Origin of the sequence: Herbaspirillum sp. NPDC101397 (assembly GCF_044767325.1) — a bacterium.
Classification (GTDB): Bacteria; Pseudomonadota; Gammaproteobacteria; order Burkholderiales; family Burkholderiaceae_D; genus Herbaspirillum.
Window position 1 is genome coordinate 17,901 of the sequence record NZ_JBIWNS010000011.1, and the last position, 26,468, is coordinate 44,368.

Annotated in this window: 24 protein-coding genes; 14 read left to right on the forward strand and 10 right to left on the reverse strand. The window is 62.1% G+C overall.

Annotated elements, in window-relative coordinates; genetic code table 11:
• Positions 1-45 precede the first annotated feature (45 nt).
• Positions 46-288, reverse strand: a complete 243-nt coding sequence (locus ACIROW_RS22375; protein WP_402279001.1) for a hypothetical protein — start codon at positions 286-288, stop codon at positions 46-48.
• On the opposite strand from ACIROW_RS22375, the gene ACIROW_RS22380 reads away from it, so the two are divergent.
• A complete protein-coding gene (locus tag ACIROW_RS22380) occupies positions 287-2,611 on the forward strand; it encodes a catecholate siderophore receptor Fiu (protein WP_402279003.1) in 2,325 nt (774 codons plus the stop codon). The genes ACIROW_RS22375 and ACIROW_RS22380 overlap by 2 nt on opposite strands.
• Before the next feature lie 122 nt (positions 2,612-2,733).
• The gene (locus ACIROW_RS22385; protein ID WP_402279004.1) at positions 2,734-3,414 is read left to right on the forward strand and encodes a Fe2+-dependent dioxygenase; all 681 of its coding nucleotides are present in this window, start codon (positions 2,734-2,736) and stop codon (positions 3,412-3,414) included.
• A 70-nt stretch (positions 3,415-3,484) separates the two neighbouring features.
• On the opposite strand, the gene ACIROW_RS22390 is transcribed toward ACIROW_RS22385, so the two are convergent.
• From ACIROW_RS22390 to ACIROW_RS22400, 3 genes are read right to left on the reverse strand one after another with little or no spacing between them, the layout of a single operon-like run.
• The gene (locus ACIROW_RS22390; protein WP_402279006.1) at positions 3,485-5,023 is read right to left on the reverse strand and encodes a DHA2 family efflux MFS transporter permease subunit; all 1,539 of its coding nucleotides are present in this window, start codon (positions 5,021-5,023) and stop codon (positions 3,485-3,487) included.
• Between the two features lie 13 nt (positions 5,024-5,036).
• Positions 5,037-6,251, reverse strand: a complete 1,215-nt coding sequence (locus ACIROW_RS22395; RefSeq protein ID WP_402279008.1) for an HlyD family efflux transporter periplasmic adaptor subunit — start codon at positions 6,249-6,251, stop codon at positions 5,037-5,039.
• 58 nt (positions 6,252-6,309) lie between these two features.
• Positions 6,310-7,797, reverse strand: a complete 1,488-nt coding sequence (locus ACIROW_RS22400) for an efflux transporter outer membrane subunit (RefSeq protein ID WP_402279010.1) — start codon at positions 7,795-7,797, stop codon at positions 6,310-6,312.
• 206 nt (positions 7,798-8,003) lie between these two features.
• Here ACIROW_RS22400 and ACIROW_RS22405 point away from each other — a divergent pair, with 206 nt between their 5' ends.
• Positions 8,004-8,612: a TetR/AcrR family transcriptional regulator gene (locus ACIROW_RS22405; protein WP_402279012.1), complete on the forward strand. Its 609-nt coding sequence runs from the start codon at positions 8,004-8,006 to the stop codon at positions 8,610-8,612.
• 44 nt (positions 8,613-8,656) lie between these two features.
• On the opposite strand, the gene ACIROW_RS22410 is transcribed toward ACIROW_RS22405, so the two are convergent.
• Positions 8,657-8,893, reverse strand: coding sequence for a hypothetical protein (locus ACIROW_RS22410; protein ID WP_402279014.1), 237 nt, complete (start codon positions 8,891-8,893; stop codon positions 8,657-8,659).
• On the opposite strand from ACIROW_RS22410, the gene ACIROW_RS22415 reads away from it, so the two are divergent.
• The 5 genes from ACIROW_RS22415 to ACIROW_RS22435 all read left to right on the forward strand — a co-directional run bounded on the left by ACIROW_RS22415 (position 8,894) and on the right by ACIROW_RS22435 (position 17,660).
• The gene (locus ACIROW_RS22415) at positions 8,894-10,444 is read left to right on the forward strand and encodes a methyl-accepting chemotaxis protein (protein ID WP_402279015.1); all 1,551 of its coding nucleotides are present in this window, start codon (positions 8,894-8,896) and stop codon (positions 10,442-10,444) included.
• A gap of 610 nt (positions 10,445-11,054) precedes the next feature.
• Positions 11,055-13,322: a putative bifunctional diguanylate cyclase/phosphodiesterase gene (locus ACIROW_RS22420; protein ID WP_402279016.1), complete on the forward strand. Its 2,268-nt coding sequence runs from the start codon at positions 11,055-11,057 to the stop codon at positions 13,320-13,322.
• A 93-nt stretch (positions 13,323-13,415) separates the two neighbouring features.
• A complete protein-coding gene (locus ACIROW_RS22425) occupies positions 13,416-14,354 on the forward strand; it encodes a dihydrodipicolinate synthase family protein (RefSeq protein WP_402279018.1) in 939 nt (312 codons plus the stop codon).
• Positions 14,355-14,708: 354 nt separating this feature from the next.
• Entirely contained in the window at positions 14,709-15,845 is a 1,137-nt protein-coding gene (locus ACIROW_RS22430) for a patatin-like phospholipase family protein (protein ID WP_402279020.1), read from the forward strand.
• Between the two features lie 153 nt (positions 15,846-15,998).
• The gene (locus ACIROW_RS22435) at positions 15,999-17,660 is read left to right on the forward strand and encodes a methyl-accepting chemotaxis protein (RefSeq protein WP_402279022.1); all 1,662 of its coding nucleotides are present in this window, start codon (positions 15,999-16,001) and stop codon (positions 17,658-17,660) included.
• A 73-nt stretch (positions 17,661-17,733) separates the two neighbouring features.
• Here ACIROW_RS22435 and ACIROW_RS22440 read toward each other — a convergent pair whose 3' ends face one another.
• From ACIROW_RS22440 to ACIROW_RS22450, 3 genes are all read right to left on the reverse strand, one after another.
• Positions 17,734-18,285: a flavin reductase family protein gene (locus ACIROW_RS22440; RefSeq protein WP_402279024.1), complete on the reverse strand. Its 552-nt coding sequence runs from the start codon at positions 18,283-18,285 to the stop codon at positions 17,734-17,736.
• A gap of 145 nt (positions 18,286-18,430) precedes the next feature.
• Positions 18,431-19,093, reverse strand: coding sequence for an NAD-dependent epimerase/dehydratase family protein (locus ACIROW_RS22445; RefSeq protein WP_402279026.1), 663 nt, complete (start codon positions 19,091-19,093; stop codon positions 18,431-18,433).
• A 437-nt stretch (positions 19,094-19,530) separates the two neighbouring features.
• Complete coding sequence (locus tag ACIROW_RS22450) at positions 19,531-19,896, reverse strand: hypothetical protein (protein WP_402279028.1); 366 nt, start codon at positions 19,894-19,896, stop codon at positions 19,531-19,533.
• Between the two features lie 220 nt (positions 19,897-20,116).
• Here ACIROW_RS22450 and ACIROW_RS22455 point away from each other — a divergent pair, with 220 nt between their 5' ends.
• The gene (locus ACIROW_RS22455) at positions 20,117-21,070 is read left to right on the forward strand and encodes a DMT family transporter (protein ID WP_402279030.1); all 954 of its coding nucleotides are present in this window, start codon (positions 20,117-20,119) and stop codon (positions 21,068-21,070) included.
• A gap of 20 nt (positions 21,071-21,090) precedes the next feature.
• Complete coding sequence (locus ACIROW_RS22460) at positions 21,091-21,417, forward strand: hypothetical protein (RefSeq protein WP_402279032.1); 327 nt, start codon at positions 21,091-21,093, stop codon at positions 21,415-21,417.
• Between the two features lie 12 nt (positions 21,418-21,429).
• Here ACIROW_RS22460 and ACIROW_RS22465 read toward each other — a convergent pair whose 3' ends face one another.
• Positions 21,430-22,353, reverse strand: a complete 924-nt coding sequence (locus tag ACIROW_RS22465; protein ID WP_402279034.1) for a LysR substrate-binding domain-containing protein — start codon at positions 22,351-22,353, stop codon at positions 21,430-21,432.
• Between the two features lie 112 nt (positions 22,354-22,465).
• Here ACIROW_RS22465 and ACIROW_RS22470 point away from each other — a divergent pair, with 112 nt between their 5' ends.
• From ACIROW_RS22470 to leuD, 3 genes are read left to right on the forward strand one after another with little or no spacing between them, the layout of a single operon-like run.
• Entirely contained in the window at positions 22,466-23,350 is an 885-nt protein-coding gene (locus ACIROW_RS22470; RefSeq protein ID WP_402279035.1) for an alpha/beta fold hydrolase, read from the forward strand.
• A 32-nt stretch (positions 23,351-23,382) separates the two neighbouring features.
• Entirely contained in the window at positions 23,383-24,798 is a 1,416-nt protein-coding gene (leuC, locus tag ACIROW_RS22475; protein ID WP_402279037.1) for a 3-isopropylmalate dehydratase large subunit, read from the forward strand.
• Entirely contained in the window at positions 24,791-25,411 is a 621-nt protein-coding gene (leuD, locus tag ACIROW_RS22480) for a 3-isopropylmalate dehydratase small subunit (protein ID WP_402279039.1), read from the forward strand. The genes leuC and leuD overlap by 8 nt, the downstream gene beginning before the upstream one ends.
• Before the next feature lie 13 nt (positions 25,412-25,424).
• Here leuD and ACIROW_RS22485 read toward each other — a convergent pair whose 3' ends face one another.
• Positions 25,425-25,823, reverse strand: a complete 399-nt coding sequence (locus ACIROW_RS22485; RefSeq protein WP_402279041.1) for a nuclear transport factor 2 family protein — start codon at positions 25,821-25,823, stop codon at positions 25,425-25,427.
• 81 nt (positions 25,824-25,904) lie between these two features.
• Here ACIROW_RS22485 and ACIROW_RS22490 point away from each other — a divergent pair, with 81 nt between their 5' ends.
• Positions 25,905-26,459: a MarR family winged helix-turn-helix transcriptional regulator gene (locus ACIROW_RS22490; protein WP_402279043.1), complete on the forward strand. Its 555-nt coding sequence runs from the start codon at positions 25,905-25,907 to the stop codon at positions 26,457-26,459.
• Positions 26,460-26,468: the final 9 nt, after the last annotated feature.

Consider the following 26,468-nt stretch of genomic DNA (forward strand, 5'->3'; position numbering starts at 1 on the left):
GCCTTCGGGGACGCAACGTCAAGATGTGTCTCAAATTTGTAACAGTTAATTCAAATAATAACGATTATCAATTAGAATTGCTGCTAACCAACAGCGTTGCACCGTCCATCTCGTGGTCGTTTTTGAGAAATCACGAACGGGCACTCCGGGTTTATCCTTCCGCTGGCGCGCCTGTGTGGCGACGGCATCGATCTGTCGGTAAGCAAATAAAATAATTCCTCCCGCCGCCAGCCAGTTCTGAATTTCAGATGTAAGCCAGCCGAAACTTTTACCAAGAGTTCCGTTCATGGCCTACATAAAAAATCGCAAACATGCGCAGCCGCGCTTCAATACCCGGATGACGGCGGCGATCGCCGGCGCGCTGCTGCTGCCGGCTGCCGCCCACGCCCAGCAATCGCAATTGCCCAGTGTCGAAGTGACCGCGACGCAGGACGGCGGCTACAAGGCGGAGCGTGCTTCGTCCGCCAAATATACCCAGCCGCTGGTCGATACGCCGCAAACCTTGCAAGTCATCAAGCGCCAGCTGATCGACCAGCAAAACGCCACCACACTGACTGAAGCATTGCGCAACAGCCCCGGCGTGAGCACCTTCTATCTCGGCGAGAACGGCTCCACCAGCACCGGCGACGCCATCTACATGCGCGGGTTCGACGCTTCCGGCGCCATCTTCGTCGACAGCGTGCGCGACCTCGGGTCGGTCTCGCGCGACATGTTCAACATTCAGCAGGTGGAAGTCCTCAAGGGACCGGCCGGCACCGACAACGGCCGCGGCTCGCCGACCGGATCGATCAACCTGGTCACCAAGCAGGCGGAATTGAACGACTCGTTCGGCGCCTCGGCCACGTACGGCAGTTGGGGACAGAAGCGCGCCACCGCCGACTGGAACAAGCTGCTCAACGCCGACAACGGCACCGCCCTGCGCCTGAACCTGATGAAGCAGGACAGCGGCGTGCCGGGTCGGCACGAAGTCAACAACGATCACAGCGGTATTGCGGCTTCGCTGGCCAACGGCCTCGGCACCGGCACTCGTATCTTCCTGGACTACCTGCACATGGAGCAGAACGACGTGCCCGACGGCGGCGTCCCGACGATCGGCCTGCCGGGCTATCGGAGCCCGCAAACGGCCGCTGCCGGCGCCACCCCGGCCATCCCGCCGCGTGCATACGTGACCAGTGCCCCCAGGGTAAATTCGTCGAACTTCTATGGCCTCACCAGCGACTACAACGACGTCTCCACGGACCGGGTGACCTTGCGCGTCGAGCATGACTTCTCACCGGACCTGAAGCTGCAGAACACCACGCGTTACGGCAGGACCCACCAGAACTACCTGCTCACGTCCTTCATGGGAAGCGCCGCCAACCTGGTGACGCCGAATCCGGCGGATCGGTCGACCTGGACCATCGCCCGTTCGAATCCGACCATCAAGGACCAGACCAACACCATCCTGACCAACCAGACTTACCTCACCGCCAACTTGCAGACAGGCGCCATCAAGCACACGCTGATGGGCGGAGTTGAGTTTACGCAGGAGAAGCAGGACAACGTCGGCTACGACACGAGCGGGAGCTTGCCTGCCGCCAATTTGTACAATCCGAATCCCAATGCCGGGCGCGGGACCTGGACGATGACGCCGAATTCCGGCTTGAATTCGTCCGGCAAAACCAGCACGGTCTCGGCTTACCTTTTCGATACCCTCAAGTTCAACGATCGCTGGTCGGTCAATGGCGGGGTGCGTGTCGACCACTACGATACCGACTCCGCCAGCGGCTACAAGTGCGTCACCTCCGGACGCGGCACGCTCTGTCCGACCGGTGTGGCGGCGGGAACGCTGTTCCGCCAGAATTTCAGCACCAACGGCAACTTGTTCAACTGGAAGCTGGCCGGCATCTACAAGCCGACCGAGAACAGCAGCGTCTATGCGCTGTATGCGACGTCGCAGTTGCCGCCGGGCGGCAACAGCTTCGCCTTGAGCGCTACCGCCAACAGCGCCGATAATCCGAACTTCGCGCCGCAAAAAACCAAGACCGCGGAAATCGGCACCAAGTGGGATGTGCTGAACAAGAAGCTGGCATTGACCGCGGCCCTGTATCGCACCGAGGTCAACAACGAGGTGGAGCTGGACGCGACGTCCGGCCAGTACTTCCAGACCGGGAAAAAGACCGTGCAGGGCATCGAGCTGGGTGTGACCGGCGAAGTAACGCCCAATCTGTCCCTGACCGCGGGCTATACCTACATGAATACCAAGGTCAACAGCGGCGCGGTGGTGACCGCCAACGGCGAAAACAACCTGGCCTACACGCCCAAGCAAGCGTTCACTTCGTGGGCGACCTACAAGCTGCCGCAAGGCTTCACCGTCGGCGGCGGCGCGCGTTACGTGAGTTCGCTGCTGCGCGGCAGCGACGACGTCCTGAGCGGCACACCGCAGTATGCCGATTCCTACTGGGTGTTCGACGGCATGGCCGGCTACGTGGTCAACAAGAACCTCGACCTGCAGTTGAATCTGTACAATATTTTCAACAAGGACTACGTGGCTGCGATCAACAAGAGCGGCTATCGCTATACCCCGGGCACGCCGCGCGCTGTGACGCTGACCGCCAACCTCAAGTTCTGACGCGGTGCCGAACCGGCGCCTGCCGCCGGTTCGCGCGCGTGGTCCATAATGGGCGACTGTCGCGGCAAGAACACGAAACACGGCCCCTCCCGCACGGAGGGGTTTTTCATTGGAGAGCAATCATGATGCTGCATATTCCGGAAGTGTTGACGGCAGCCGAGGTAGCGTTCATCCGGCAGCAGCTGGCGGACGCCGACTGGGTCGACGGCAAGGCGACGGTCGGCGAGCAGGGCGCGAAGGTCAAGCGCAATCGCCAGCTGCCGGAGTTTTCACCGCTCAGCGTCAAGCTCGGCGAGATCGTCCTGGCGGCGTTGAAGAAGAGTCCGCTGTTCTTTGCCGCTGCGCTGCCGAAGACCACCATACCGCCCTTGTTCAACAGTTACGAAGGCGGCGAACATTACGGGCTGCACGTGGACGGTTCGGTGCGTGCCGTACCGGGAACCTCGCTGAGCATACGCACCGATTTGTCATCGACCTTGTTCCTGTCGGAACCGGACGAATACGAAGGCGGCGAGCTGGTGGTCGTCGATACCTACGGCACCCATGAAGTCAAGTTGCCGGCTGGCGATCTGATCCTGTATCCATCGACCAGCCTGCACCGCGTGGAGCCGGTCACCGGTGGCGCCCGCGTGTGCTCCTTCTTCTGGACGCAAAGCATGGTGCGCGACGACTGGCAGCGCAGCATGTTGTTCGAGCTGGACCAGAACATCTCCAGCCTGCGCGCGAAGATCGGCGACACCGAAGAAGTCCTCGGCCTGACCGGCCACTATCACAACCTGCTGCGGCAGTGGGCCGAAGTGTAGGGAACACCGCAAAGGAAAAAAGGGATGCCGTTTGATCGCGGCATCCCTTTTTCTTTTCCGGCCGGCTGCTTCAGTGCGCCGCAGTCGTATCCGCCACCCGCGTCGGCTTCGGCGCAAACCACACCGCCGCGGCCGCCAGGCCGAACGAGATCGCCGCCATCATGAAGATGTGATTGGTCGACAGCATGATGCTCTGCGACTGCAGCATCTGCTCCATGTTGGCGCGCGCCTGGTCGAGCGACATGCCGGCCTGCGTCAGCGTGTTGCTGACGTCGCCGAACTGATCGACCAGGCCGGCCAGTTCCGCATGGTAGTAGATCGACTTGTTTTCCCAGCTGGTGTTGACCAGCGAGGTGGCGATCGCACCCGACATGGTGCGGCAGAAACTCATCAGGCCGGCCGCCGAGGCGGTCTCCGATTCCTCCACGCTGCTCAGCGCCAGGCCGGTCAGCGGCACGAAGAACAGCGGCAGCCCGATGCCCAGCATCAGCAGCGGCCAGCCGATCTGGAAGTTGCTCATGTCGGTGGTGTTGAAGCTGCGGAACAGCGTCACCGCCCCCAGCCACATCACGCCGATGAACACCAGCTTGCGCGGATCGACCTTGGTCGACAGCTTGGCCACGAAGGGCGCCGTCAGCACCGCCAGGATGCCGGTCAGCGCCGTGGTCTCGCCCGAGTGCGTCGCGGTGTAGCCCATGTAGCCCTGAAGCCATAAGGGCGTGAGCACGGTGGCGCCGAAGAACGCGCCGAACGCCAGGCAGATCGTGGTGACGCTGGCGGTGTAGCCGCGGTGGCGGAACACGCGCAGGTCGACAATCGGATTGCGTTCGGTCAGTTCCCAGATCATGAAGGCGATGAAGCCGGCCGCGGCGATCAGCGCCAGCACCACGATTTCGGTGGAGGCGAACCAATCCTTTTCCTTGCCTTCGTCGAGCATGAACTGCAGCGCCGCCACCCAGATCACCATGAGGATCAACCCGATCTTGTCGATCGGCAGTTTCAGCAGCGGCGACTCGTAGCGCTTGAGCATCTTCCAGCCCATGTAGCCGCACAGCAGCGCCACCGGCACGTTGATGAAGAAGATGTACGGCCAGCTGTACTGGTCGCACAGTACGCCCCCGAGGATCGGGCCGGCGATCGGCGCGATCAGCGTGGTCATGGCCCACAGGCCGACCGCGGCGGGCGCTTTCTCCTTGGGGAAAATGCGCAGCAGCAGGGTTTGCGAGAGCGGCATCAGCGGACCGCCGGCCAGGCCTTGCAGCACGCGGAAGGCGATCAGCATGCCCAGCGAATTGGCCATGCCGCACAGCGCCGAGAACACGCCGAACAGAATCATCGAGGTGATGAACACGCGCACCGTGCCGAAGCGGTTGGCCAGCCAGCCGGTCAGCGGCACCGTGATCGCCTCGGCCACCGCATACGAGGTAATGACGTAGGTGCCCTGGCTCGACGAGGCGCCCAGCGCACCGGAGATGGTCGATACGGACACGTTGGCGATGGTGGTGTCGAGCACCGCAATGAAGTTGGCCGCCGCCAGCAGCAGGCCGGCGCCGACCAGCTGCGCCCCCTCCAGCGGCTTCAATGATGCATCGGAAAAATGGGATGACATGGTTGCCGCCTGATTACAGAGTCGGGGACTTTGCGGCGGATGAATTCATCGCCGTGTTTTCGGCACCGCTGCCACTCTTGCCGCGCGTGTCGATCGAAACGTCCATCGACAAGCCCACGCTCAGCGGCCTCTCTGCCAGTTCCTTGCGGTCGATCGAGATGCGCACCGGCAGGCGTTGCACCACCTTGATCCAGTTGCCGGTGGCGTTTTGCGCCGGGATCACAGCGAACGCGGAGCCGGTGCCGCCGGCCACGCCGACCACGGTGCCGTGATATTCAACCGCGCTGCCGTAGATGTCGGCCTTCATCGTCACCGGCTGGCCCAGGTGCACTTGCGACAACTGGCCTTCCTTGAAGTTGGCGTCGACGTGCATGGAGCGGGTCGGCACCACCGACAGCAAGGCGGTGCCGGCCTGGACGCGCTGGCCGACCTGCACCTGGCGGCGGGCGATCACGCCTTCGACCGGCGCGCGCAATACGGTGCGCTCCAGATCCAGCTTGGCTTGGTCGCGCTTGGCGCGCGCCAGCGTGACTTCCGGATTGGTGTCGACGGTGGTGTTGGCGGTCAGCACGGTGCTGGCCTTTTGCGCGCCAACGGTGGCATTGCGATTGGCGTCGGCCTGGATCCGACCGGCTTCGGCGGCCTTCAGGTTGGCCTGCATGGTCAGCACGGTGGTGCGCGCGTTAGTCAGTTCTTCACCCGAGACCGAACCGGATTTTTCCAGCGCTTCGCGGCGACGCAGGTCGAGTTCGGCGCGTTGCAGGTCGGCTTGCGCCGACAGCAGTTGCGCGGCGGAGCGTTTTTGTTCGGCTTCACGCGCCTGCACCTGCGCGACGAAACCGGTGTCGTTGGCGAAGTAACTTTGCACGCGGCGTTCGGCGCGACCCAGGTCGGCTTCGGCCTGCGCCAGCGCCAGTGTTGCGTCGCGGTTGTCGATCACGACCAGCACGTCACCCTGGTGGACGTATTGGGTATCGACCACCTTGACTTCAGACACGATGCCGTTGACGGCCGGCGTGACCTGCGAGATTTCAACGGCGGTGTAAGCGTTGTCGGTGGTCACGTAGCGCGAACCGATGAAATACCAATAGGTGCCGTAGCCGATGGCGACCACGGCGACCACGCCGGCGAAAATGGTGAACAGCTTCTTGCGCTTGCCGGATGCGTTGCCGGTGGTGGAGTCAGTCGTGGAAATGGTTTGAATGGCTTGGGAGTCACTGTGCGACATGGCGTTTTCCTTCGTGGATATATTTGTCTGTAGGGAGTCGATGCTGTGCGGCGCGCGCTCAGCTGGCGTGCTGGTAGCCGCCGCCGAGTGCACGGACCATCGACACGTCGAGGGCGAACAGGCGCGAGCGCAAGGTCGACAATTCGCGCAGGTTGGTCAGCAGCGTGTCTTGCGCGTTAAGCACATCGAGGTAATTGGTGAGGCCGCCTTCGTAGCGGTTGCGCACGATGCGATAGGCATCCCGGGCGGCGTCCGCAGCCGCTTCGGTGCGGTTCAGGCGGCCGCTCAGGGCGCGCTCGCTGACGGCGACGTCGGCCACGTCCTGCAAGGCTTGCGTGACGGCGCTGTCGTAGTTGGCGACGGCTTCGTCATAGCTGGCGCTGGCCGAACGGAACTGGCCGCGCAGGCGTCCGCCTTCAAAGATAGGTAGCGAAATCGCCGGTCCGAAACTGCCGATGCTGGAACCCGATTGCGTCAGCAGATTGGTGCCCAGCGATTGGAAGCCGAAGTAGGCGCTCAGGTTGACGTTCGGGTAGAACTGCGCGCGCGCCACTTTGATCTGTTTTGCGGCGGCTTCGGCGCGCAGGCGTGCGGCGACGATGTCGGGACGGCGGCCCAGCAGGTTGGCGGGCAACTCCTGCGGCAGGTTGAACGGCTTGCTCATGTCGATTACCGGACGCGCGAGTTGCAGGCCGCGATCCGGACCGGTGCCGGCCAGCGCGGCCAGCTTGTTGCGTTGCAGGGCGATCGATTCGTCAACGGCCAGCAGGTCGGCTTCGGCCATCGCACGGCGCGCCACCACTTGCTTGACGCTGCCTTCGGTTTCGAGGCCGTTGAGGCGGCGCTGCATGAATAAATTCTCGGTTTCCTGGCGCACCTGCAGTGCCGCCTGTGAGGTGTCGCGTTGGCTGAACAGGCGCTCCAGTTCGGCGTAAGCGGCGGCGATCGAGGTCGCCAGCGTGATGCGCGCCTGGGCTGCGTCGGCGCGTGCGGCTTCAAGTTCGGACGTGGCGGCCGCCAGTGCGGCGCGGTTCTTGCCCCAGAAATCGATTTCGTAGCTGAAGTCGAGCGTGACACGGGCTTCGTTGTTATAGCCGCGTGGCACGAAGTCGGGCGGCACGCCGTTGTTGTAGCTCTGCTTCATGTGATCGAGCGAGGCGTTGCCGGTGACTTGCGGCAACAGCGCCGCGCCTTGTTGCTGCGCCGCGCCTTCGGCTTTCAGCAAGCGGGCGCGCGCCACCGCCATCGACGGCGCGCCGCGCAATGCTTCGCCCATCAGCGTGTTGAGCTGCTTGTCGCCGTAGGCAGTCCACCAGTTGTCGTCGGGCCAGGCGACAGCGCCTGCATCGACGGTGTTCAGCGATTGCGAAGACTGATAGGCATCGATGGCCTTGGGTTCGGCGCGCGGGCCGAGGTCGGAAAACTGCGCGCAGCCGGCCAGCGTCAGGGCGGCGACGGCCAGCGCCGACAGCGTTGCAAGGCGGGGCAGACCCGGCAGGCGAACTCGGGATGCTTCTTGATCCCCTGAAATAGATGGAACTTGCATGATCGAAATCCACTCATAAGTAAACTGTACAGTTCAGTATAGTATTGACTTTTAAAGAGCGTCAAGCAAAACTAGGGGAAAATGAGGCACGGAAAACGGCACAATGCGGCGTAAATGCTGCAAGCGCACAAAAAAGCAACATCCCCCGGGGAAAATCAGGCGAAGCCAGGCAAGCAAAGGTTTCGCCGCAATGGCAAAGACATCACATGCGCAAGAAGAGTGAAGAGCGGCGGCAATCGATCATCGATGTCGCGGCGGAAATATTTAACGAGATCGGATTCGATCGCGCCTCCATGGCGGAAATTTCGGCGCGCCTGGGCGGCTCGAAGGCGACGCTGTACAACTATTTTTCTTCCAAGGAAGAGATCTTTCTGCAGGTCATGAAGCAGCAGGCCGGCATGCAGTTCGAATCGCTGTTCGCCATTCTGATCCAGGACGACGGCAGCGCCGACATGCGCGACACGCTGCGCCTGTTTGCCAACAAATATCTGCATCTGATCCTGTCCCCGGAAGTGATCGCGGTGCGCCGTCTGCTGTATTACAACGCCGAACGTTCCGATCTCGGTTGCATGTATTACGAGAACGGACCCAAGCGCGGCTGGCAGGTGATTTCCGAATTCATGAAGCGGGCCATGGACCGCGGCGAGCTGCGCGAAGCTGACCCCTGGCTGACAGCGATCCAGTTCCGCGTGCTGGTCGAGGCGGAGTGGGCCGAGGGGCGCATCCTCGGCGTGATCACTTCGATGCCGCCGGCCAAGATCAAGGAGTCCGTCGAACGCTCGCTGGATGCCTTCTTCCGCATCTACGGGGTCTGACCGCAACGCGTTCGCCGATGTCTTGTCACGACGTCATCATCCGATCACATTGTCATGTGAAAATGCTTCGCCGCCAATTCTGAATCGCCTTGCAGGCCAGCAACCACGGCCCTTACGAGCAGACTTCCCGCAAAAATGAACGGTAAACAACCGCCTTCTTCAGCGATGAAGAAGGCGCCCGCATGCGTACCATCGTGGGACGATGCCGTCATTGACGACGCCGTCTTTGCGCGTCCTTTCCGCTGCGCACCATTTTCACCATCTTCATCCGAGGCAATCACATGCGCTGGTTCTACAACCTTAAAATCGCAAAAAAGCTGGTCCTGTCATTTTTGGCCGTCATCATCCTCACCGCAGGACTTGGCGCTTTCTCGATCGTCGAACTGATCAGGGTCAACCGGGCCTCGAGCGACATCGCCACCAACTGGATGCCGAGCGTCAAGGTCGGCCTGCAACTGCAGGCGTCGATGGCGCGCTTCCGTATCTCGGAGTTGCAGCACATCCTGGCGACGGAAGAAAAAGATTACGACGACGCCGAAAAAGCCATGAAGACGCGCATGGAAATCATCCGAAAAGACCAGGCGTCGTACGAGCAGATGATCTCCGAACCGGAAGAGAAGGTGCTCTATCCGCAGTTCCAGCAAACCATGCAAAAGTATCTCGCCGAAAACAAGAAAATCATGGAGCTCTCGCGCGCCAACCAGAAGGATGAGGCGCGCCTGCAATTCAAGGGCGAATCGAACAAGCTGTTCCGTCAGGCGGTCGAGCAACTGGGCGGCCTGGTCAAGATCAACGACGACGGCACCGAGCGTTCCAACACGGATGCCGACCGTACTTTCAACGAAGCGCGCAACTGGATCCTCGGCCTGCTGATTGCGATTGTCGTGATCGCCATGGCGCTTGCGGTATGGGTCGCGCGCATCGTTTCGGTGCCGCTCAACAAGGCTGTCGATGTCGCCCAGCGCGTGGCCGAAGGCGACCTCGGTGCCGACATCCGTTCCGACAGCAAGGATGAAACCGGCCAGCTCATGCACTCGCTGAAGATGATGAACGACAGCTTGTTGCGCATCGTCGGCGAAGTGCGCATCGGCACCGACACCATCGCCACTGCATCGACCGAAATCGCCAGCGGCAACCTTGATCTGTCGAGTCGCACTGAACAACAGGCGGGCTCACTGGAAGAGACTGCATCAGCGATGGAAGAGCTTACCTCTACCGTGAAAGCGAATGCCGATAATGCCCGCCAGGCCAACCAGCTGGCCGTCTCCGCGTCCGAAGTCGCGCAACAGGGCGGCGCGGTGGTCGGGCAAGTGGTCGACACCATGGGCTCGATCAACGAGTCCTCCCGCAAGATCGTCGACATCATCAGCGTGATTGACGGCATCGCGTTCCAGACCAACATCCTGGCGCTGAACGCTGCGGTTGAAGCGGCGCGTGCGGGCGAGCAAGGCCGTGGTTTCGCGGTGGTGGCAAGTGAAGTACGCAGCCTCGCGCAACGTTCCGCAGCAGCAGCCAAGGAGATCAAGGTGCTGATCGACGACTCCGTGGAAAAGGTCGGCTCGGGCAGCAAGCTGGTCGAGCAAGCCGGCGCCACCATGGCGGAAGTGGTCGCCAGCGTGCGTCGCGTGACCGACATCGTCGCCGAGATCAGCGCGGCCAGCACCGAACAGAGCACCGGCATCGAAGAAGTCAACCGCGCCATTACCCAGATGGACGAAGTAACGCAGCAGAACGCCGCGCTGGTGGAACAGGCTGCTGCCGCCGCACAGTCGCTGCAGGAGCAGGCCGGCAAGCTGACGCAGGTGGTCAGCGTGTTCAAGCTCAGGCGCTGACGCTGAGATTGCGACAACAACGCGGGCCGGGAAGGAAGTGCCGCAGTTTCCCGGCCGGCAAGCCCTAAAAAGCCCGTGACGTCTGTTGCGGGCTTTTTTACGTGCAACGTTCGGACCCCGCGTAATCGCGCGTAATGTACCTGTCAGGAATGCGAGCCTACAATCAGCCGCGCCATATCGCGCTCAGGCTGTGTATCCCCGTCAATGGTATACAGCGAGTGATTTTCGTCCCGATCGTCAATTACTTTCACGCCCCTCTATGCGAGTCGATAATGAGACAAGCGTATCGCCTCATGTGAATTCTCATTGCCGAATGGAAATTATTTGTGAGACTATGCGAAATCGGACTAGATTTTGTTAGTAACTAACGGGGTTTCAATCAGAGCGAATTTCCAACCGGGTTCGACCGGGCAAACCGATGACGCCGGCAACGCACGCACTACCCTTGCGCTGCTGCCGCCCGCGATCACGATGGCATGCCACTCCTCAGCCATTCGCCAAGGTAAGCGCAGCAGGAACCAGTGCCCGACGGCAGTAACGGGAGCCATGCGTCCGACGCACGTGCTTCCGCATGCTCCACATGACCACACCTACACAAAGAAAAAATACAATGTTCCAGTGGCTACTGCTTAAAGAAAACGCCTTGAGCGCGGCGGAAAACACGGTCTGGAAAGAGAGCGCGCTGCGTATCATTCTGGTGTCCGGCCTATTGCTGGAACTCGGCATCGGCCTGCTCAGCGCCATCGACGCGTTCAAGGTCGGCGCGTACTACATCATCGCCGTCGTGGTCGGATTCTTCATCGCGCTGATGCTGGGCGTGCTGGCATCGATACGGCGTCCCGTGATCGGCAGCGCGATCCTGATCGCGACGATTTATGCGGCTTCATTCTGCATGGTGTATTTCATTAATGACTCCGACATTGCCAAGTACGGCATCATGTTCGTCTACACGGCGCCGCTGATCGGCCGCATCTTCTTCGGTTCGCGCTTGGCGCTGGTGCTGATGACGATCAACGTCTTCCCGTTCATGCTGCTGCTGCGCAATGAGCCGCTGCCGGTCTACCCGGGACTCGCCGCGCCGCTGGCCAATGCGCACGCCTACATTCAGTCGCTGCTGTTCCTGTTCTTCAACATCTGCGTGCCGCTCGGTGTATTCCGCCTGTTGCACGCGCTGGACGCCTCGGTCCGCCGCCATCGCGCAGCCAGCAGTGAGCTCGAAAGCAGCCATGCGCAGTACCAGGAAATCTTTGAAAACGCCGGTGGCGCGATCGTGCTGTGCGATGTACAGGGGCGCATACTCAAGGCCAATACCTTGGCCGACAATCTGATTGGCCGCACACCTGAAAAATCAGCGCAAAAAGACCAGGATGAAAATCTGTTCGCGCTGCTCGAGCACAAATGTCGCAGCGCCGCCGAAAAGGCGGCCGACATCCTGGCGCTCAAGCGCGGCCAGGAATTTTCCGCCAAGGATGGCCGTCTCATCGCGATAGAAAATATCTCGACGACCTCCGAACAGCATTACATCGTGCTGCTGCGCGATATCTCGCAGCAGCGCCGCATCGAAGAAGCGCTCGACCGCAGCAAGGAGCGCGAAACCTTCCTCAGCAACCATGACCAGCTGACGCGATTGCCCAACCGCGACCTGCTGCAACGGCAACTCGAGGAGCTGATGGGCGCCATGTCGCCGCGTCGCCAGCTGGCGCTGGTGGTGATCCGTCTTGACAGCATCAAGTACGTCAACGACGCCCACGGCAGCGCTGCCGGCGATGCGCTGATCGTGGCCTTCGCCGATGCGCTGCGCCGGCTGCTGCCGGATGGCAGCCTGATCGCACGGCTGCGCAGCGTGGTGTTCTGCTTCACGGTCGAGACCAGTCACGCCAGTCGCGACGCCATCCCCCAGATCGAGCACATCCGGCGCAGCCTGCCGCTAGAATTGCTGGTCGGCGGCGAGCGTCATCCGGTGCAGGTGTCGATGGCAATGGCCTTCTCGCGGCCGGGCGAAACCGGCGGCGACGAGTTGATCCAGCGCGGCAAACTGGCGTTGGATTCGGCACGCCGCTCCGGCACCCAGGACATCACCGTCTTCGACGACGAAGCAGCCGCGCTGATCCGGCGGCGCCTGAGTATCGAGCAGTCGATCGTGATGGCGCTGCGCGAAAACGAACTGCGCCTGGTCTATCAACCCAAGGTCACGCAGGACGGTGACATCGTCGGCCTCGAGGCGCTGATCCGCTGGCGCTCGCCGACGCTGGGCGACGTCTCGCCGGCCGAATTCATCCCGGTGGCGGAAGCCAGCGGCGCGATTCATTTCATCACCGCCTTCGTGGTCGACAAGGTGTGCGCGTATATCCGCCAGACACTGGACTCGGGCCGCCGCTGCCTGCCGATCGCCATCAATCTCTCGGCCATCGACATCGTGCGCGCCGATCTGCTCGACCTGGTCAACGCCGCGTGCCAGAAATACCGCGTCAGTTCCGATCACCTGGAGTTCGAAATCACCGAGACCGGACTGGTCGGCAACGAGAACCTCGCCATCAGCCATCTGGAGGCGCTCAACGCCAAAGGTTACGGAATCACCATCGACGATTTCGGCACCGGTTACTCGTCTTTGCAGAAGCTCAGTCGCTTCCCGACGAAAAGTATTAAGATAGACCAGTCTTTTGTGGCGCAGATCGGTATCAGCGAGAAGAGTGAGCTGATTATCCGTGCAGTGGTGTCGCTGGCGAAGATTCTTTCCTGCACCACGGTCGCCGAAGGCGTCGAAACACTGGTGCAGGAAAAATTCCTCAAAGCGATCGGATGCCAGTTCTTCCAGGGCTTCTACTACTACCCGCCGATGGAGTTCCAGCAGGTCAATCAATTGTTGAAAGGTCGTTAGCCTCAGCTGCGACCGCTTCCGTTTTGATGCCGCAAAAGCATGCACCCGAGCACCAGCAGGCGTAGCCCGCATCAAACTGAAGAGAGACAAACAATGAGCAAGAAAAAACCAGCGCCGACGCCTGTTTATCGCGGCGTCTTCCCGGTCGCACCGACCATTTTCGACGACCACGGCGACATCGACCTCGAAGGCCAGCGCCGCTGTATCGATTTCATGATCGACGCCGGCTCCGACGGCATCTGCATCCTGGCCAACTTCTCCGAGCAGTTTGCGCTCACCGACGACGAGCGCAATGCGCTCATCAGTACCGTGCTCGAGCACGTCGCCGGCCGCATCCCGGTGATCGTCACGACAACCCATTTCAGCTCGCGCATCTGCGCGCAGCGCAGCCGCAACGCGCAGGACGCGGGCGCCGCCATGGTCATGATCATGCCGCCGTACCACGGCGCCACCATCCGTGTCGGCGAGCGCGGCATCCAGGAATTCTTCCAGACAGTCTCGGACGCGATCGACATCCCCATCATGATCCAGGATGCGCCGGTCAGCGGCACCACGCTGTCGTCCACGCTGCTGGTCAAGATGGCGCAGGAGATCGCCAACGTCTCCTACTTCAAGATCGAAGTGCCGCAAGCCGCCAACAAGCTGCGTGAAATCATCGCCCTCGGCGGCGACGCCATCGTCGGTCCCTGGGATGGCGAAGAAGCCATCACGCTGATGGCCGACCTCGACGCCGGCGCGACCGGCGCGATGACCGGCGGCGGCTATCCGGACGGCATCCGCCGCATCCTCGATGCCTACGTCGCCGGCGACACCGAACTGGCCGCGCAGCACTATCAGCAATGGCTGCCGCTGATCAACTACGAAAACCGCCAGGGCGGCCTGGCCTCGTGCAAAGCCCTCATGAAGGAAGGCGGCATCATCAAGTCCGACGCCGTGCGCCATCCGCTGGCGGCAATGCATCCGGCCACGCGCGAAGGCCTGATCAAGATCGCGCGTCGTCTCGATCCGCTGGTGCTGCGCTGGGGTAAATAAGCACGCGGCAATCCACGCTGCTGTTGCGCTGCAATTTCCGGCCGCGTCTTTCGCAAGAAGGCGCGGCCGTTTCATTTGAACCATGACAGAGGCATGACATGTGAACGGCAGCGTGACAGAAGTTCTCCGTTATTACGTACATGTCAAATCGTCAATATCGTGCAAAGCCTTGTCGCGCCGACGATATCCATTCGTTGAATACCTGATATGCGTTAATTAAATCTCTCCAGTCCCTTCCGTCCAGTTTCTTTGCGGCTATATTTCCCTCAGACAGAAAATTTTGCAGTGCATCATTCCTTTTCCACAAAAGGGGCGCTGCTCCAAAAAACACAACGGGAAATCTGAGAGGCTCACATGACCAATCAGTACAGGGCGGGAAAAAAAGCATTGGTGATCGGCGGCGGCGCGCCGAATTCGACCTTGATCGCAGGCGCGCTGACGGCGTTCCTCGACGAGGGCATCGAGTTCGACGTGATCTCGGCGTCCGGCGCCGGCGTGCTGATGGGTTTGCTGTATCAGGCGCCGTTGGACTGCACGCCGCGCGAAGCGCTGGTGCGCTGGGCCGAGGTCGGCGTCGCTGACAGCATCTACAAGATGTTCCCGGTCAATTACAAGATTTTCAACAAGCCGGGCCAGGGGGCGCGCAGTTTCCGCGACCAGGTGCCGCCGCAGATGCCACAGATGCCGCCGCTGGCCGGCTTGCCGAACATGGCCGCAGCTTCGGGCATGCCGGCAAATCCTTTCCTCGACGTCTTCACGCAGCGCTTCGCCGAAGCCTCGGGCGCATGGAACGACTGGATGCACCTGATGCTGTCGGCGATGTCGCCGTCGGACCTGTCGTCCAAGAGCCTGGGCCTGTGTGCGCATCATCCCTTCCTCGAACAGGCGATCGACTTCGACGCCATCGCGCGCATGAAGCCGGAGTTCTACATCAACGCCTACAACATGAGCAAGGCCGAGATGCAGGTCTGGGACAAGGATGAGATCGCGCCGATCCATGTACGCGCCGCCTTGTCGTTCCCGTTCCTGTATCCGCCGACCGAGATCGACGGCGACGACTACATCGAAGGCGCCGCGCTCGACACGCTCAATTTCAATCCCCTGATGAGCGGCGGACAGCACGACGACGTCGACACGCTGGTGGTGCTCGACATCCTCGGCGAGGACCGCCTGATCCGCAAGCCGCGCAATCTCTACGACGCCTGGGTGCGTTCCATCATCACGCCGCTGGTGAAGATTTCCAAGACCGAGATGCGCCTGTTCGAACTCGAACACAATACGCATCCGGACACCGGCGAACCGCTGCGCCGCCTGCTCAAGGTCGACCTCATGAGCGGCATCCCCGACGAGCATTGGCCGGAGGTGCTGGACTGGTCGGCGTCGAACATGCAGCTGTTGTTCGACGTCGGCTACCGCGCCGGCAAGGCGTTTTGCCGCGAACACGGCGAATCGCTGCAGGACGCCTTTGAAGGCGCTCCGATGGCGGCGTAGGACCAGACAGGCAACACACAAAAATCCGCAACACCGCAGTCAATAACAGCAACACCGGAATCGCCAGCATCGCCTCCCACAGGAGGAGACAACGCCAGCACCGCAGCCCACGAAGCCGCGGATTCCATTCACTTTTTGAGAAATGACACGACCATGACGATCACCAAACGCCTTATTCTCACTCTCTCGGTGGCCTTGCTGGCGCTCCTGTTTGTCGGCGTCGACGGCCTCTGGCAGCTGCAGCGCGCGCAGCAACGCTTCGACACCGTACAGAACCGCATTATCCCGAGCATCAGCGGCCTCAATGCCGCCAAGGGCTTCCTCGCCGACACGCGCCTGGCCGGTTATCGCCTCTCCGTGTTCTCCAACCTGAGCGACAAGACCGCACTGGACAAAGCCGTGGCCGACGCCAACAAGGCCTTCGACGACGTTGTCGCCAAGTATGAAAAAGAACAGATTTTCGACGACACCGATCGCAAGATGCTGGAAGCCGACAAGGTCAACATGGAAGCCTATCGCAAGGCGCTGATCCCGTTCTTCGCCGCCGCGCATGCGGGCGACATGGACGGCGTGCGCGCCACACTGGTGGCCGGCAGCCCGTTGGCGCTGTCCGCCGCCGGCGTCAAGAAAGGCATCGACGATCACATCGCCTACAACGGCAAGCTGGTCGACAACGTGCGCGCCGAGAGCGTCGCCGCGTACGAGTTCGCGTTCAAGAGCATGGTCGCGGTCATCGTCGTGGCCTTCCTGTTGACCGGCACGCTGGCGCTGACCCTGTACCGCAACATCAGCGGCAGCCTGCGCAACATCCGCAACACGTTTGAAGAAGTCAGCGCCTCGCTCGATTTGTCGCAGCCGATGAAGGTCGATCGCATGGACGAGATCGGCCACGCCGCCACTGCCTTCAACAAGCTGCGCGCGCGCATCGTCGACGTCATCGGCACCGTGCGCACTTCAACCGACTCGGTCAGCGTCGCCGCCAAACAGATCGCCGTCGGCAACACCGACCTGTCGTCGCGCACCGAACAGCAAGCCGCTTCGCTGGAGGAAACTGCATCCAGCCTCGAGCAGCTGACCTCGGTGGTCAAGCAAAACACCGAGAACGCCAAGCAGGCCAACCAGCTGGCGCTGTCGGCGTCGACCATCGCCTCGCAAGGCGGCGACGTGGTGCGCCAGGTGGTCGACACGATGAACTCGATCAACGAATCCTCGCGCAAGATCGTCGACATCATCAGCGTGATTGACGGCATCGCCTTCCAGACCAACATCCTGGCGTTGAACGCGGCGGTCGAAGCGGCGCGCGCCGGCGAGCAGGGCCGCGGCTTTGCCGTGGTCGCCTCCGAAGTGCGCAGCCTGGCGCAGCGCTCGGCCGCCGCCGCCAAGGAAATCAAGACCCTGATCGACGACTCGGTCGACAAGGTCGGCTCCGGCAGCAAGCTGGTGCAGCAGGCCGGCACCACCATGAGCGATATCGTCACCAGCGTGCAGAAGGTCACCGACATCGTCGGCGAGATCGCCAGTGCCAGCGAAGAGCAAAGCAGCGGCATCAGTCAGGTCAACCAGGCCGTGTCGCAAATGGACGACGTCACGCAACAGAACGCCGCGCTGGTGGAAGAAGCCGCCGCCGCCGCGCAGGCTCTGCAGGATCAGGCCGAGACGCTGGAGCAGGTGGTCAGCGTGTTCAAGCTCGACGCCGCGCGTCTGGTGACGACCGCCGCCTCGCAATCGGCCAAGCGCGCCATCGACATCACGCCGCCGGCCGTGCGCCTGGTGTCGCCTGCACCGCGTCGCCTGGAACATGGCGTCGATGCCTGAGCGTGATTAAAAAGTCGTTGTAAAAAAGGCCGCACTGCTGTGCGGCCTTTTTGTTTGGCGCGGATTTTTGCGGCTAAAGATTTTGCGGCATGAAGCGGCCGCGTCGGCTGACGTTGCGTCCGGCTTCACGGAACTGGCCGTCGCCGGTGTAGTGCACGGTCTGAGGATATTTCGGCGAAGGCGCGGCATGCGCCTTGACCACTTCGAAGATGAAGTAGTTGTAGGTATCGATCAGGCAATCATCGTAAAGCTTGCACTCGAGACTGACGAAGCAGTCGTCCAGCAGCGGCGCTTTGACTTTGGTGGCGGCGCTGGTGTGCAGGCCGAAGCGCGAGAATTTGTCGACCTCGGCGCCGGAACAGTTGCCGATGTCGGCAACGGTGTCGAGCATGTCGGCGGTGGGGATGTTGATCACGCATTCGCGGCTGCTGCGGATCAGTTCGAAGCTGTGATTGCCGGCGGCGATGATGCAACCCACCAGCGAGGGCGTGAATTCCATCACGGTATGCCAGCCCAGCGTCATCACGTCGGTCTCGTCCTGCCAGCGCGATGTCACCAGCACAATCGGGCCGGGCTCAAGATAATGGCGGATGTCGGAAACGGGGTAATCGACCTTTTTGCTCATCACGGATCACCGGTGCGGAAATGAAGATGATCCATTTTAGGCCCGTGATGGCGGCCATTTCTGTAGGACAACAACTGATTTTCGTGCCGAAATGCGCTGCAGACAGCGCAACGCATTAGCGGCAAATCAAGTTATTGTCGATCGGTCATGCCAGTGCGGCAATGTCCGCGTTGTGGATGATGCCGGAGGCCTGACCTCGCTTGAGGACATTGATCATGGCGCGCCCCAGTTGTTCGGTGGTGGTGATGTGGCGTGGGAACATTCCGCGCAACAGCGACAGCAGCGGTCCGGCCAACAGGTAGAACCAGCGGTAGGCAGGTGTCTTCGAGACTTCGCCGTGCATCGGCTGGATCGCGCCGGGACGGAACATATGCGCCGCCTTGAACGGCAGCGCCAGCAGCGCGTTCTCGGTCTTGCCCTTGACACGCGCCCACATTACGCTGCCGCGCTCGGTGCTGTCGGTGCCGGCACCAGAAACGTAGGAGAAACTCATCTGCGGATTGAGCCGGCACAGCGTTTGCGCCGCCGCCATGGTGAGGTCGTAGGTGATGCGGGTGTACTCAGCTTCGCTCTTGCCGCCGGCCGACACGCCGAGGCAGAAGAAGCAGGCGTCGAAACCGCGCAGCTGTTCTTCGACCGCGTCGTAGCGGTACAGGTCAGGGACCAGCAGTTCTTTCAGCTTGGGATGCTGGACGCCGACCGGCGTGCGTCCGACCACTTGCACGGTGGTGATGGCGGGATCGCGCAGGCATTCGCGCAGCAGGCCCTGGCCGACCATGCCGGTGGCGCCGAAGATGAGGACGTTCATAGAGAACTCATTTCATAAATAGGTGTGAATGCGAGCGAGCGTGTCCTGTCTGGGATGAGATGCAAGGCGCGAATCCGGGTCAAGACTGGGCGTCTTGACCCGGATTCGTCACGCTGCAGATCGCCCAAACAGGCCGCTCCCTACGGGTTCTTCCAAGAAAGGGCGCTGGCCGCGTTGCACCCTGCAAGGGTGCAACATGCTGCACGAAGCCCCTGCTACATCCTTGCCAGTGCCCTTTCTGCGAAGAACGCATCTCACACCTATTTGTGAAATGAGTTCTACATTCCCTGAGTTCACGGCTATCTGGGAATGAATCGGGATTGCACAAGGCCGGCGATGGACGGTCGGGACAATAAAAAGCCGGAGACGGCAAACACTCACTGTGTCTGCCGTCTCCGGCCGGTACTTCCCCGAAGGGACGTGCTGCTTAAGTCTGCTTAGCGGCTGTAGTACACGTCGCGATACTCGCGACGGTATTCACGGTAGACCGGACGTTCGCGATATTCGCGCTCAACGTAGACCGGGGCAGGGCGCACATAAACTGGCGCAGGTTGATAGTAGACCTGCTGCGGCTGCTGGTAATACACCGGCTGCGGCGCTTGCTGATATACCGGTTGTGGTGCATAGCTAGGGCCCGAATTGGCGTTGGCGATCATCGAGCCGATCGCGACTGCGCCGATGACACCAGCGGCGATCGCCAGGCCGTTGTTGCCGCCGTGGTCACGTGCCGAGGCCGAAGTCGAAACCGATGCTGCCAACACTGCGGTAACAAGCAGGGCAGGGATGATTTTCTTGCTGATCATGATGATGTCCTTTCAGTTGAGGCGCATCTTATTTCTCGCCACGATTCGAATATATTCTATTTTCGGACGAAGAAAAGCCCCGGCATTACTTGCTTACAATTCTTACCAAGTTGGCGAGGATCACGGCCCACCCTGCCGCCAGCCTGCAACCGAGGCGCGCCCACGTTAGAATGCAGGGCTGCTTTCCCTGGAGAAAGCCAACCGACGCCAGCCCGCATCCATGAATTACACTCCCGGCCGCCTGATGGCCTATGCCTGCCTCGCCCTCAGCATGTCCATGGTGGGCGCGTACGTCGCGTTGACCAAGCCGTTGGCGGCGGCGCTGCCGGTGTTTCTGCTGGCCTGGCTGCGCTTCGGCATAGGCGCGGTAGCGATGCTGCGCTGGCTGAAGAAGCCCGCCAACGAAGCGCCGCTGACACCGCGCACGCGGGTGCTGGTGTTCCTCGAATCCTTCCTCGGCAATTTCCTGTTCACGATTTGCATGATCAGCGGCGTCAGCATGACCAGCGCCGTGTCAGCCGGCGTGATCATGTCGGTGATCCCGGCGGCGGTGGCATTGATGAGCTGGATCTTCCTGCGCGAACGCATCGGCGCGCGCGTCTGGATGGCTGTGGCCTGCGGTGCGATCGGCATCGGGCTGCTGTCGCTGGCCAAGAATCCGCACGCCTCAAGCCTGGATGCCGCCGGCACCGATGCCGCCCATCAGGCCTGGCTCGGCAACATGCTGGTGTTCGCCGCCGTATTGTGCGAAGCCTCGTATGCCGTGATCGGCAAGAAGCTCACCGCCGTGCTCAGTCCCAAGCGCATCAGCTCTATCATCAATCTGTGGGGACTGGTGCTGATGACGCCGTTCGGGTTCTATACCGCGCTGCAATTCGATTTCGCCGCCGTGCACAAGGGCATCTGGCTGTTGCTGGTGTTCTACGCGCTGGCCGCCAGCGTCTGGAGCGTCTGGCTCTGGATGACCGGACTCAAGTCGGTACCGGCCGCGCGCGCCGGCGTGTTCACCGTGATGCTGCCGGTCAGCACCGCGCTGGTCGGTGTGCTGGCGCTGGGCGAGCAATTGACCGTGATCCAGCTGGCCGCCTTCGCGGTCGCATTGGCCGGCATGCTGCTGGTGACCGTGCCAGGCAGGTCCGCTGCGAGCGCCGGTCCGGGTGCAGCGCATTCCTGACCGGTCCTGATTTTTTCACCATGGCGCGCCGCTATCACTACTCCGTCTACGTCATCGAATTGTCGACCGACGTGTTGTACGAGGCGCGCTTCCGCAAGGCCAACCCTGACTATGTGACCGGCAAGCCCTGCGTCTACGTTGGCATGACCGGTCTTAACGTCGACCTGCGTTTCGACAAGCACAAGGCCGGCATCCAGTCCAACCGCTACGTGCGCGACTTCGGCTTGCGCCTGCTGCCCAAGCTGTACGAAATGTACAACCCGATGCCTTATGACGGCGCACGCGACATGGAAGTGGAACTGGCGATCGGCCTGCGCGAAGCCGGCTATGGCGTGTGGCAAGCCTGAGCAAAGGCGTTCCTACCACGCCGATTGCTGCTCGTTGCCCTTATGCAGATGCGTGCTGAAACGCGCTGCGATGAAGTCGACGAAGGCGCTGACCTTGGCCGACAGATTCAGCCGTTCCGGATACACCGCATAGATGTCGGAGTCCGGCAGCGACCAGTCGGCCAGTACTTCCCGCAAACGTCCTGAGCGCAGGTAGGGCGCCACGTCCCACTCCGAGCGCATCAGGATGCCGTGCCCGGCCAGCGCCCAGGCCAGCGCGATTTCGCCGTCGTTGGTGCTGAGCGGGCCGCGCACCTTGACGCCCTCGCTGCGCTTGCCGCGGCTCAGGTGCCAGGCGCCGTAGGCGGCTTCGTTTTCGCGCAGTACGATGCATTTGTGCTTTTGCAGGTCGCGCGGCACCGCCGGCGCCGCCATCGTCTTGAGGTAGGCCGGGGCTGCGCACAGTACCCGCCGGTTGGACGCGATCTTGCGCGCGATGATGCGCGCGTCCGGCAGCTCGCCGACGCGGATGCCGATGTCGTAAGCCTGGTCGGCTAGGTTGAGCGCGCGCTCCGACAGCTGCAATTGCACTTCGACCTCGGGATGGCGCCGGGCGAAGTCGGCCACCACCGGACCGACATATTTGCGGCCGAAGCCGAAACTCGCATTGATGCGCAGCAATCCCTTCGGGACTGCGCGGCTGCGGCTGACGGTCTGTTCCAGTTCTTCGATCTCGGCCAGGATGCGCGCGCCCTCGGCCAGGTAGATCTCGCCTTCGTGCGTCACGCTCATGGTGCGCGTAGTGCGATTGAGCAGCCGCACCCCGAGTCGCCGCTCCAGGTTCGCCAGCCGTTTGGTCACTGCCGGCGGCGTCACGCCAAGTTCGCGGGCGACGGCGGCGAGGCTGCCTTGCTTGACCAGGATATTGAAAAAAGCGAGGTCGGAGAGATGGTTCATGGCGTTTCCGATTATTAAATTGAAGTAACTAATAGGCTTAGTTCGAGTGAATTATAAGCCTGCAAAGCCGCCGTACAATGGCTCCATTCCAGCTCGCCAACGAGGAGTCGCCATGTTTTCAGGATTCGAACGCCAGGTCGCCGCGGTCAACGGCACGACGATCAACTACGTACGCGGCGGCAGCGGCCCGGCCTTGCTGCTGCTGCACGGCCACCCGCAGACGCACGCGATCTGGCACAAGGTCGCCGCCGCATTGGCGGAGCGCTTCACCGTCATCGCCGCCGACCTGCGCGGCTACGGCGACAGCGGCAAGCCGGCCGGCCTGCCCGACCACAGCAATTATTCCAAGCGCGTGATGGGACAGGACCAGATCGACCTGATGGCCTCGCTGGGCTTCGACGAGTTCTTCCTGATGGGACACGATCGCGGCGGCCGCGTCGCCTACCGCATGGCGCTTGATCATCCGGCCGCGATCCGTAAACTGGTGCTGCTCGACATCGCGCCGACGCTGGCCATGTACGAGCAGACCAGCCTGGAATTCGCCACCGCGTATTACCACTGGTTCTTCCTGATCCGTCCGGCGCCGTTTCCCGAGACCCTGCTCAGTTCGCATCCCGAGGATTACCTGAAGCACACCATCGGCGGCCGCAGCGCCGGCCTCAAGCCGTTCACGCCCGAAGCCTACGCCGAATATCTGCGCTGCCTGCGCGATCCGGCCACCATCCACGGCATCTGCGAAGACTACCGCGCCAGTGCGAGCATCGACCTCGAACACGAGCGCCACGATCTCGCCGCCGGCAACAAGATCCGCTGCGACGTGCTGGCGCTATGGGGAAAACAAGGCGTCATCGAACGCTGTTTCGACCCGCTCACGGAATGGCGAAAGTTCACGCAAGAAGGCCGGCTCGGCGGCCGTGCGCTGGCCTGCGGCCACTACGTCCCGGAAGAAGCGCCGGAGGAACTGCTGGCCGAAGTACTGCCGTTCTTCCACGCCTGAAACCTGCTCTGCCAGCCCACAGGAAGACCATCATGCCAACCCGCACCTTCTACCAGAAACTGGTCGACTCGCACACGGTCGCCGTGCTCGACGAGCAGCACGTGCTGCTCTACGCGGATCTTCACATCATGAACGAATACACCAGCCCGCAAGCCTTCAGCAGCCTGCGCGAGCAAGACCGGCCGGTGCTGCGTCCGCGCCAGCAGCTGGCCGTGGTGTCGCACATCATCCCGACGCATCCGGTCGGCAACGCGCAGCGCGTGATCTTCGATCCGCCGTCGGCACTGCAGGCGAGCAACCTGAAACGCAATTGCAGCGACTTCGGCATCACGCTGTTCGACACCACCGACGACGACCAGGGCATCGAACACATCATCGCACCCGAACACGGCTGGGTGCGCCCGGGCATGGTGATCCTGTGCGGCGACAGCCACACGACGACGTACGGCGCGCTGGGCGCATTGGGTTTCGGCGTCGGCACCTCCGAAGTCGAACACATCCTCGCTACGCAGACGCTGGTCTATCGCCTGGCGCAAGACATGCGCATCCGCGTCGACGGCGAGCTGCCGCCGGGGACGTCAGTGAAGGACCTGATCCTGATGATCATCGGCCGCATCGGCGCACAGGGCGCGCGCGGTTACGCGGTGGAGTTCTGCGGCACGACCATCGCCGCCTTGTCGGCCGAAGCGCGCATGACTTTGTGCAACATGGCGGTGGAAGCCGGCGCACGCGCCGCGTTGATCCGCCCCGACGCCACCACCTTCGCGTACGTGCGCAGCCATGCGGCCAATCTCGACGACGCCGCGTTCGCCCAGGCGATGGAAGACTGGCGCGCGCTGCATTCGGATGAAGGCGCGCACTTCGACGTCGAGTACGTTTTTCACGCCGCGCAGGTGGCGCCTTACGTCACCTGGGGCACCAGTCCCGACCAGGCTATCGCGGTGGATGCGCTGACGCCGCCATCGGATGAGGGCGCCACTGCGCAGGCGCTGGCGTACATGGATTTGCAGGCGCAGCAGTCGCTGCTCGGGTTGCCGGTGGATCGCGTCTTCATCGGTTCATGCACCAACGGCCGCATCGAGGATTTGCGCAGCGCCGCCGCCATCATCCGCGGCAAACATGTGGCAGCCTCGGTGCGCGCGATGGTGGTGCCCGGTTCCGGCGCGGTGCGCCGCCAGGCCGAGCGGGAGGGACTGGCGCAGATATTCATTGACGCCGGTTTCGAGTGGCGCCAACCGGGCTGCTCGATGTGCCTGGCGATGAACGACGACGTGCTGGAACCGGGCGAGCGCTGCGCCTCGACCACCAACCGCAATTTCGAAGGTCGCCAGGGACGTGGCGGCCGCACCCATCTGATGAGTCCGGCGATGGCGGCAGCGGCGGCGCTGGCCGGCAGCATCGCCGACGTCAGGACCTTGCATCCGGGAGCGGGAGACAGCCATGCATGAAGCATTGCAAACACAGACACTGCGCGGCGTAGCCGCACCGATCCTGATCGACAATCTCGACACCGACCAGATCATGCCCAAGCAATTCCTGCGCATCATCACCAAGCAGGGACTTGACCGCGGCGTGCTGTACGACCTGCGCTTCCATCCGGACGGCAGCGAGCGCAAGGAATTCATCCTCAATCAGGATGGTTTTCGCGCGGCGAAATTCATCATCGGCGGCCCCAACTTCGGTTGCGGCTCCAGCCGCGAACATGCGGTGTGGGGTTTGCAGCAGCTCGGCATCGAGGCGGTGATCGCGCCCAGCTTCGGCGAGATATTTTTCGGCAATGCGCTCAACAACCGGCTTCTGCTGATCGTGCTGCCGCAGGAGCAGATCGACGCCTTGCTGCAGGACGTCGCGTCCGGTCATCATGAATTGGAGATTGACCTGCATACCTGCGCAGTGCACAGCGCCACGCAGGACTTCAGGTTTCCGCTGGCCGAGCGCCACCGCAAGATGATCGTCGACGGACTCGACATGGTCGGCGCCACCCTGCAGATGCTGCCAGCCATCACCGAGTTCGAACGAGGCCATCGCGCGCGGCATCCGTGGGCCGACGCCTTGCGCTGACGCACCTTCTTCTTCAGGGGATCCGATTCCACACTTCAAACGTCTGTTCACGTGCAATCAGGCCGTCACGCATCGTGAAGTGATGGATCAGGCGCAGCTCGACGCGCACGCCGACCGACAGCGGACAGTTGCGGATGCCGGGACCGGCGATACGGAAGCGCGCCAGCATGTCGTCCACCACGCGCGTCTCGGTGGCGAAGCGGTCCAGCGGTTCGATTTCCACCTCCGCCATCGCGCCGAACATGGCGACATACATCTCACGAATGGCTTGCTTGCCGACCAGCCGGATTGCGCGGTGCGGCGCTTCGAACACGACGTCGTCGGTGTACAGCGCCAGCACGCTGTCGACGTCGCGCGCCTCGTCGCGGATGTGGCGGTCGACGACGTCGAGGTTGTGTTGGATGGCGTTCATGCGGCTTTCCCTTTTTTGGTAAATAAGTCAGTTATTCTGTCTATTATAGACATATAGTCTGTCTATGTGTCAAGATGGAGCATGACCAAGAAAACCAGCAAGCACCTCGCTGTCGGCAGCAAAGACGGCAAGATCGACAAGGCCGGCGTCGGCAAGAAAAGCAAAGTCGCCGCACGCGCCGATACCATCCCGGACCGGCATCGCACGCTCGGCGCATTGTTGCGCGGCGCCTACGATCGCATGGCCGTGTGGCTGTACGGCGAACTGGCGGCGCGTGGTTTCACTGAAGTGCGGGTGGCGCACAGCGCCGTGTTTCGCGCCATCGCCGCCGACGGCAGCCGCGTAGTCGATCTGGCCGCGCGCGCCGGCATGACCAAACAGAGCATGGCCTACCTGGTCGAGCAGCTGGAGGGTTTCGGCTATCTCGATATCGTGCCCGATCCCGACGACGGGCGCGCTAAGCTGGTCACGTTGACGCGGCGCGGCAAGGCACTCCACGCCGCCGCCGTCGAACTGAGCGCGCAGGCCGAACGGCGCATGGGCGGATTGCTCGGCGAAGAGCGCATGTCTTTGCTGCGTGACGCGCTGGAGCAGGTCTACGATGACTGGGATCCGGCCGATACGCCTCAACGCTGATCCCGATGC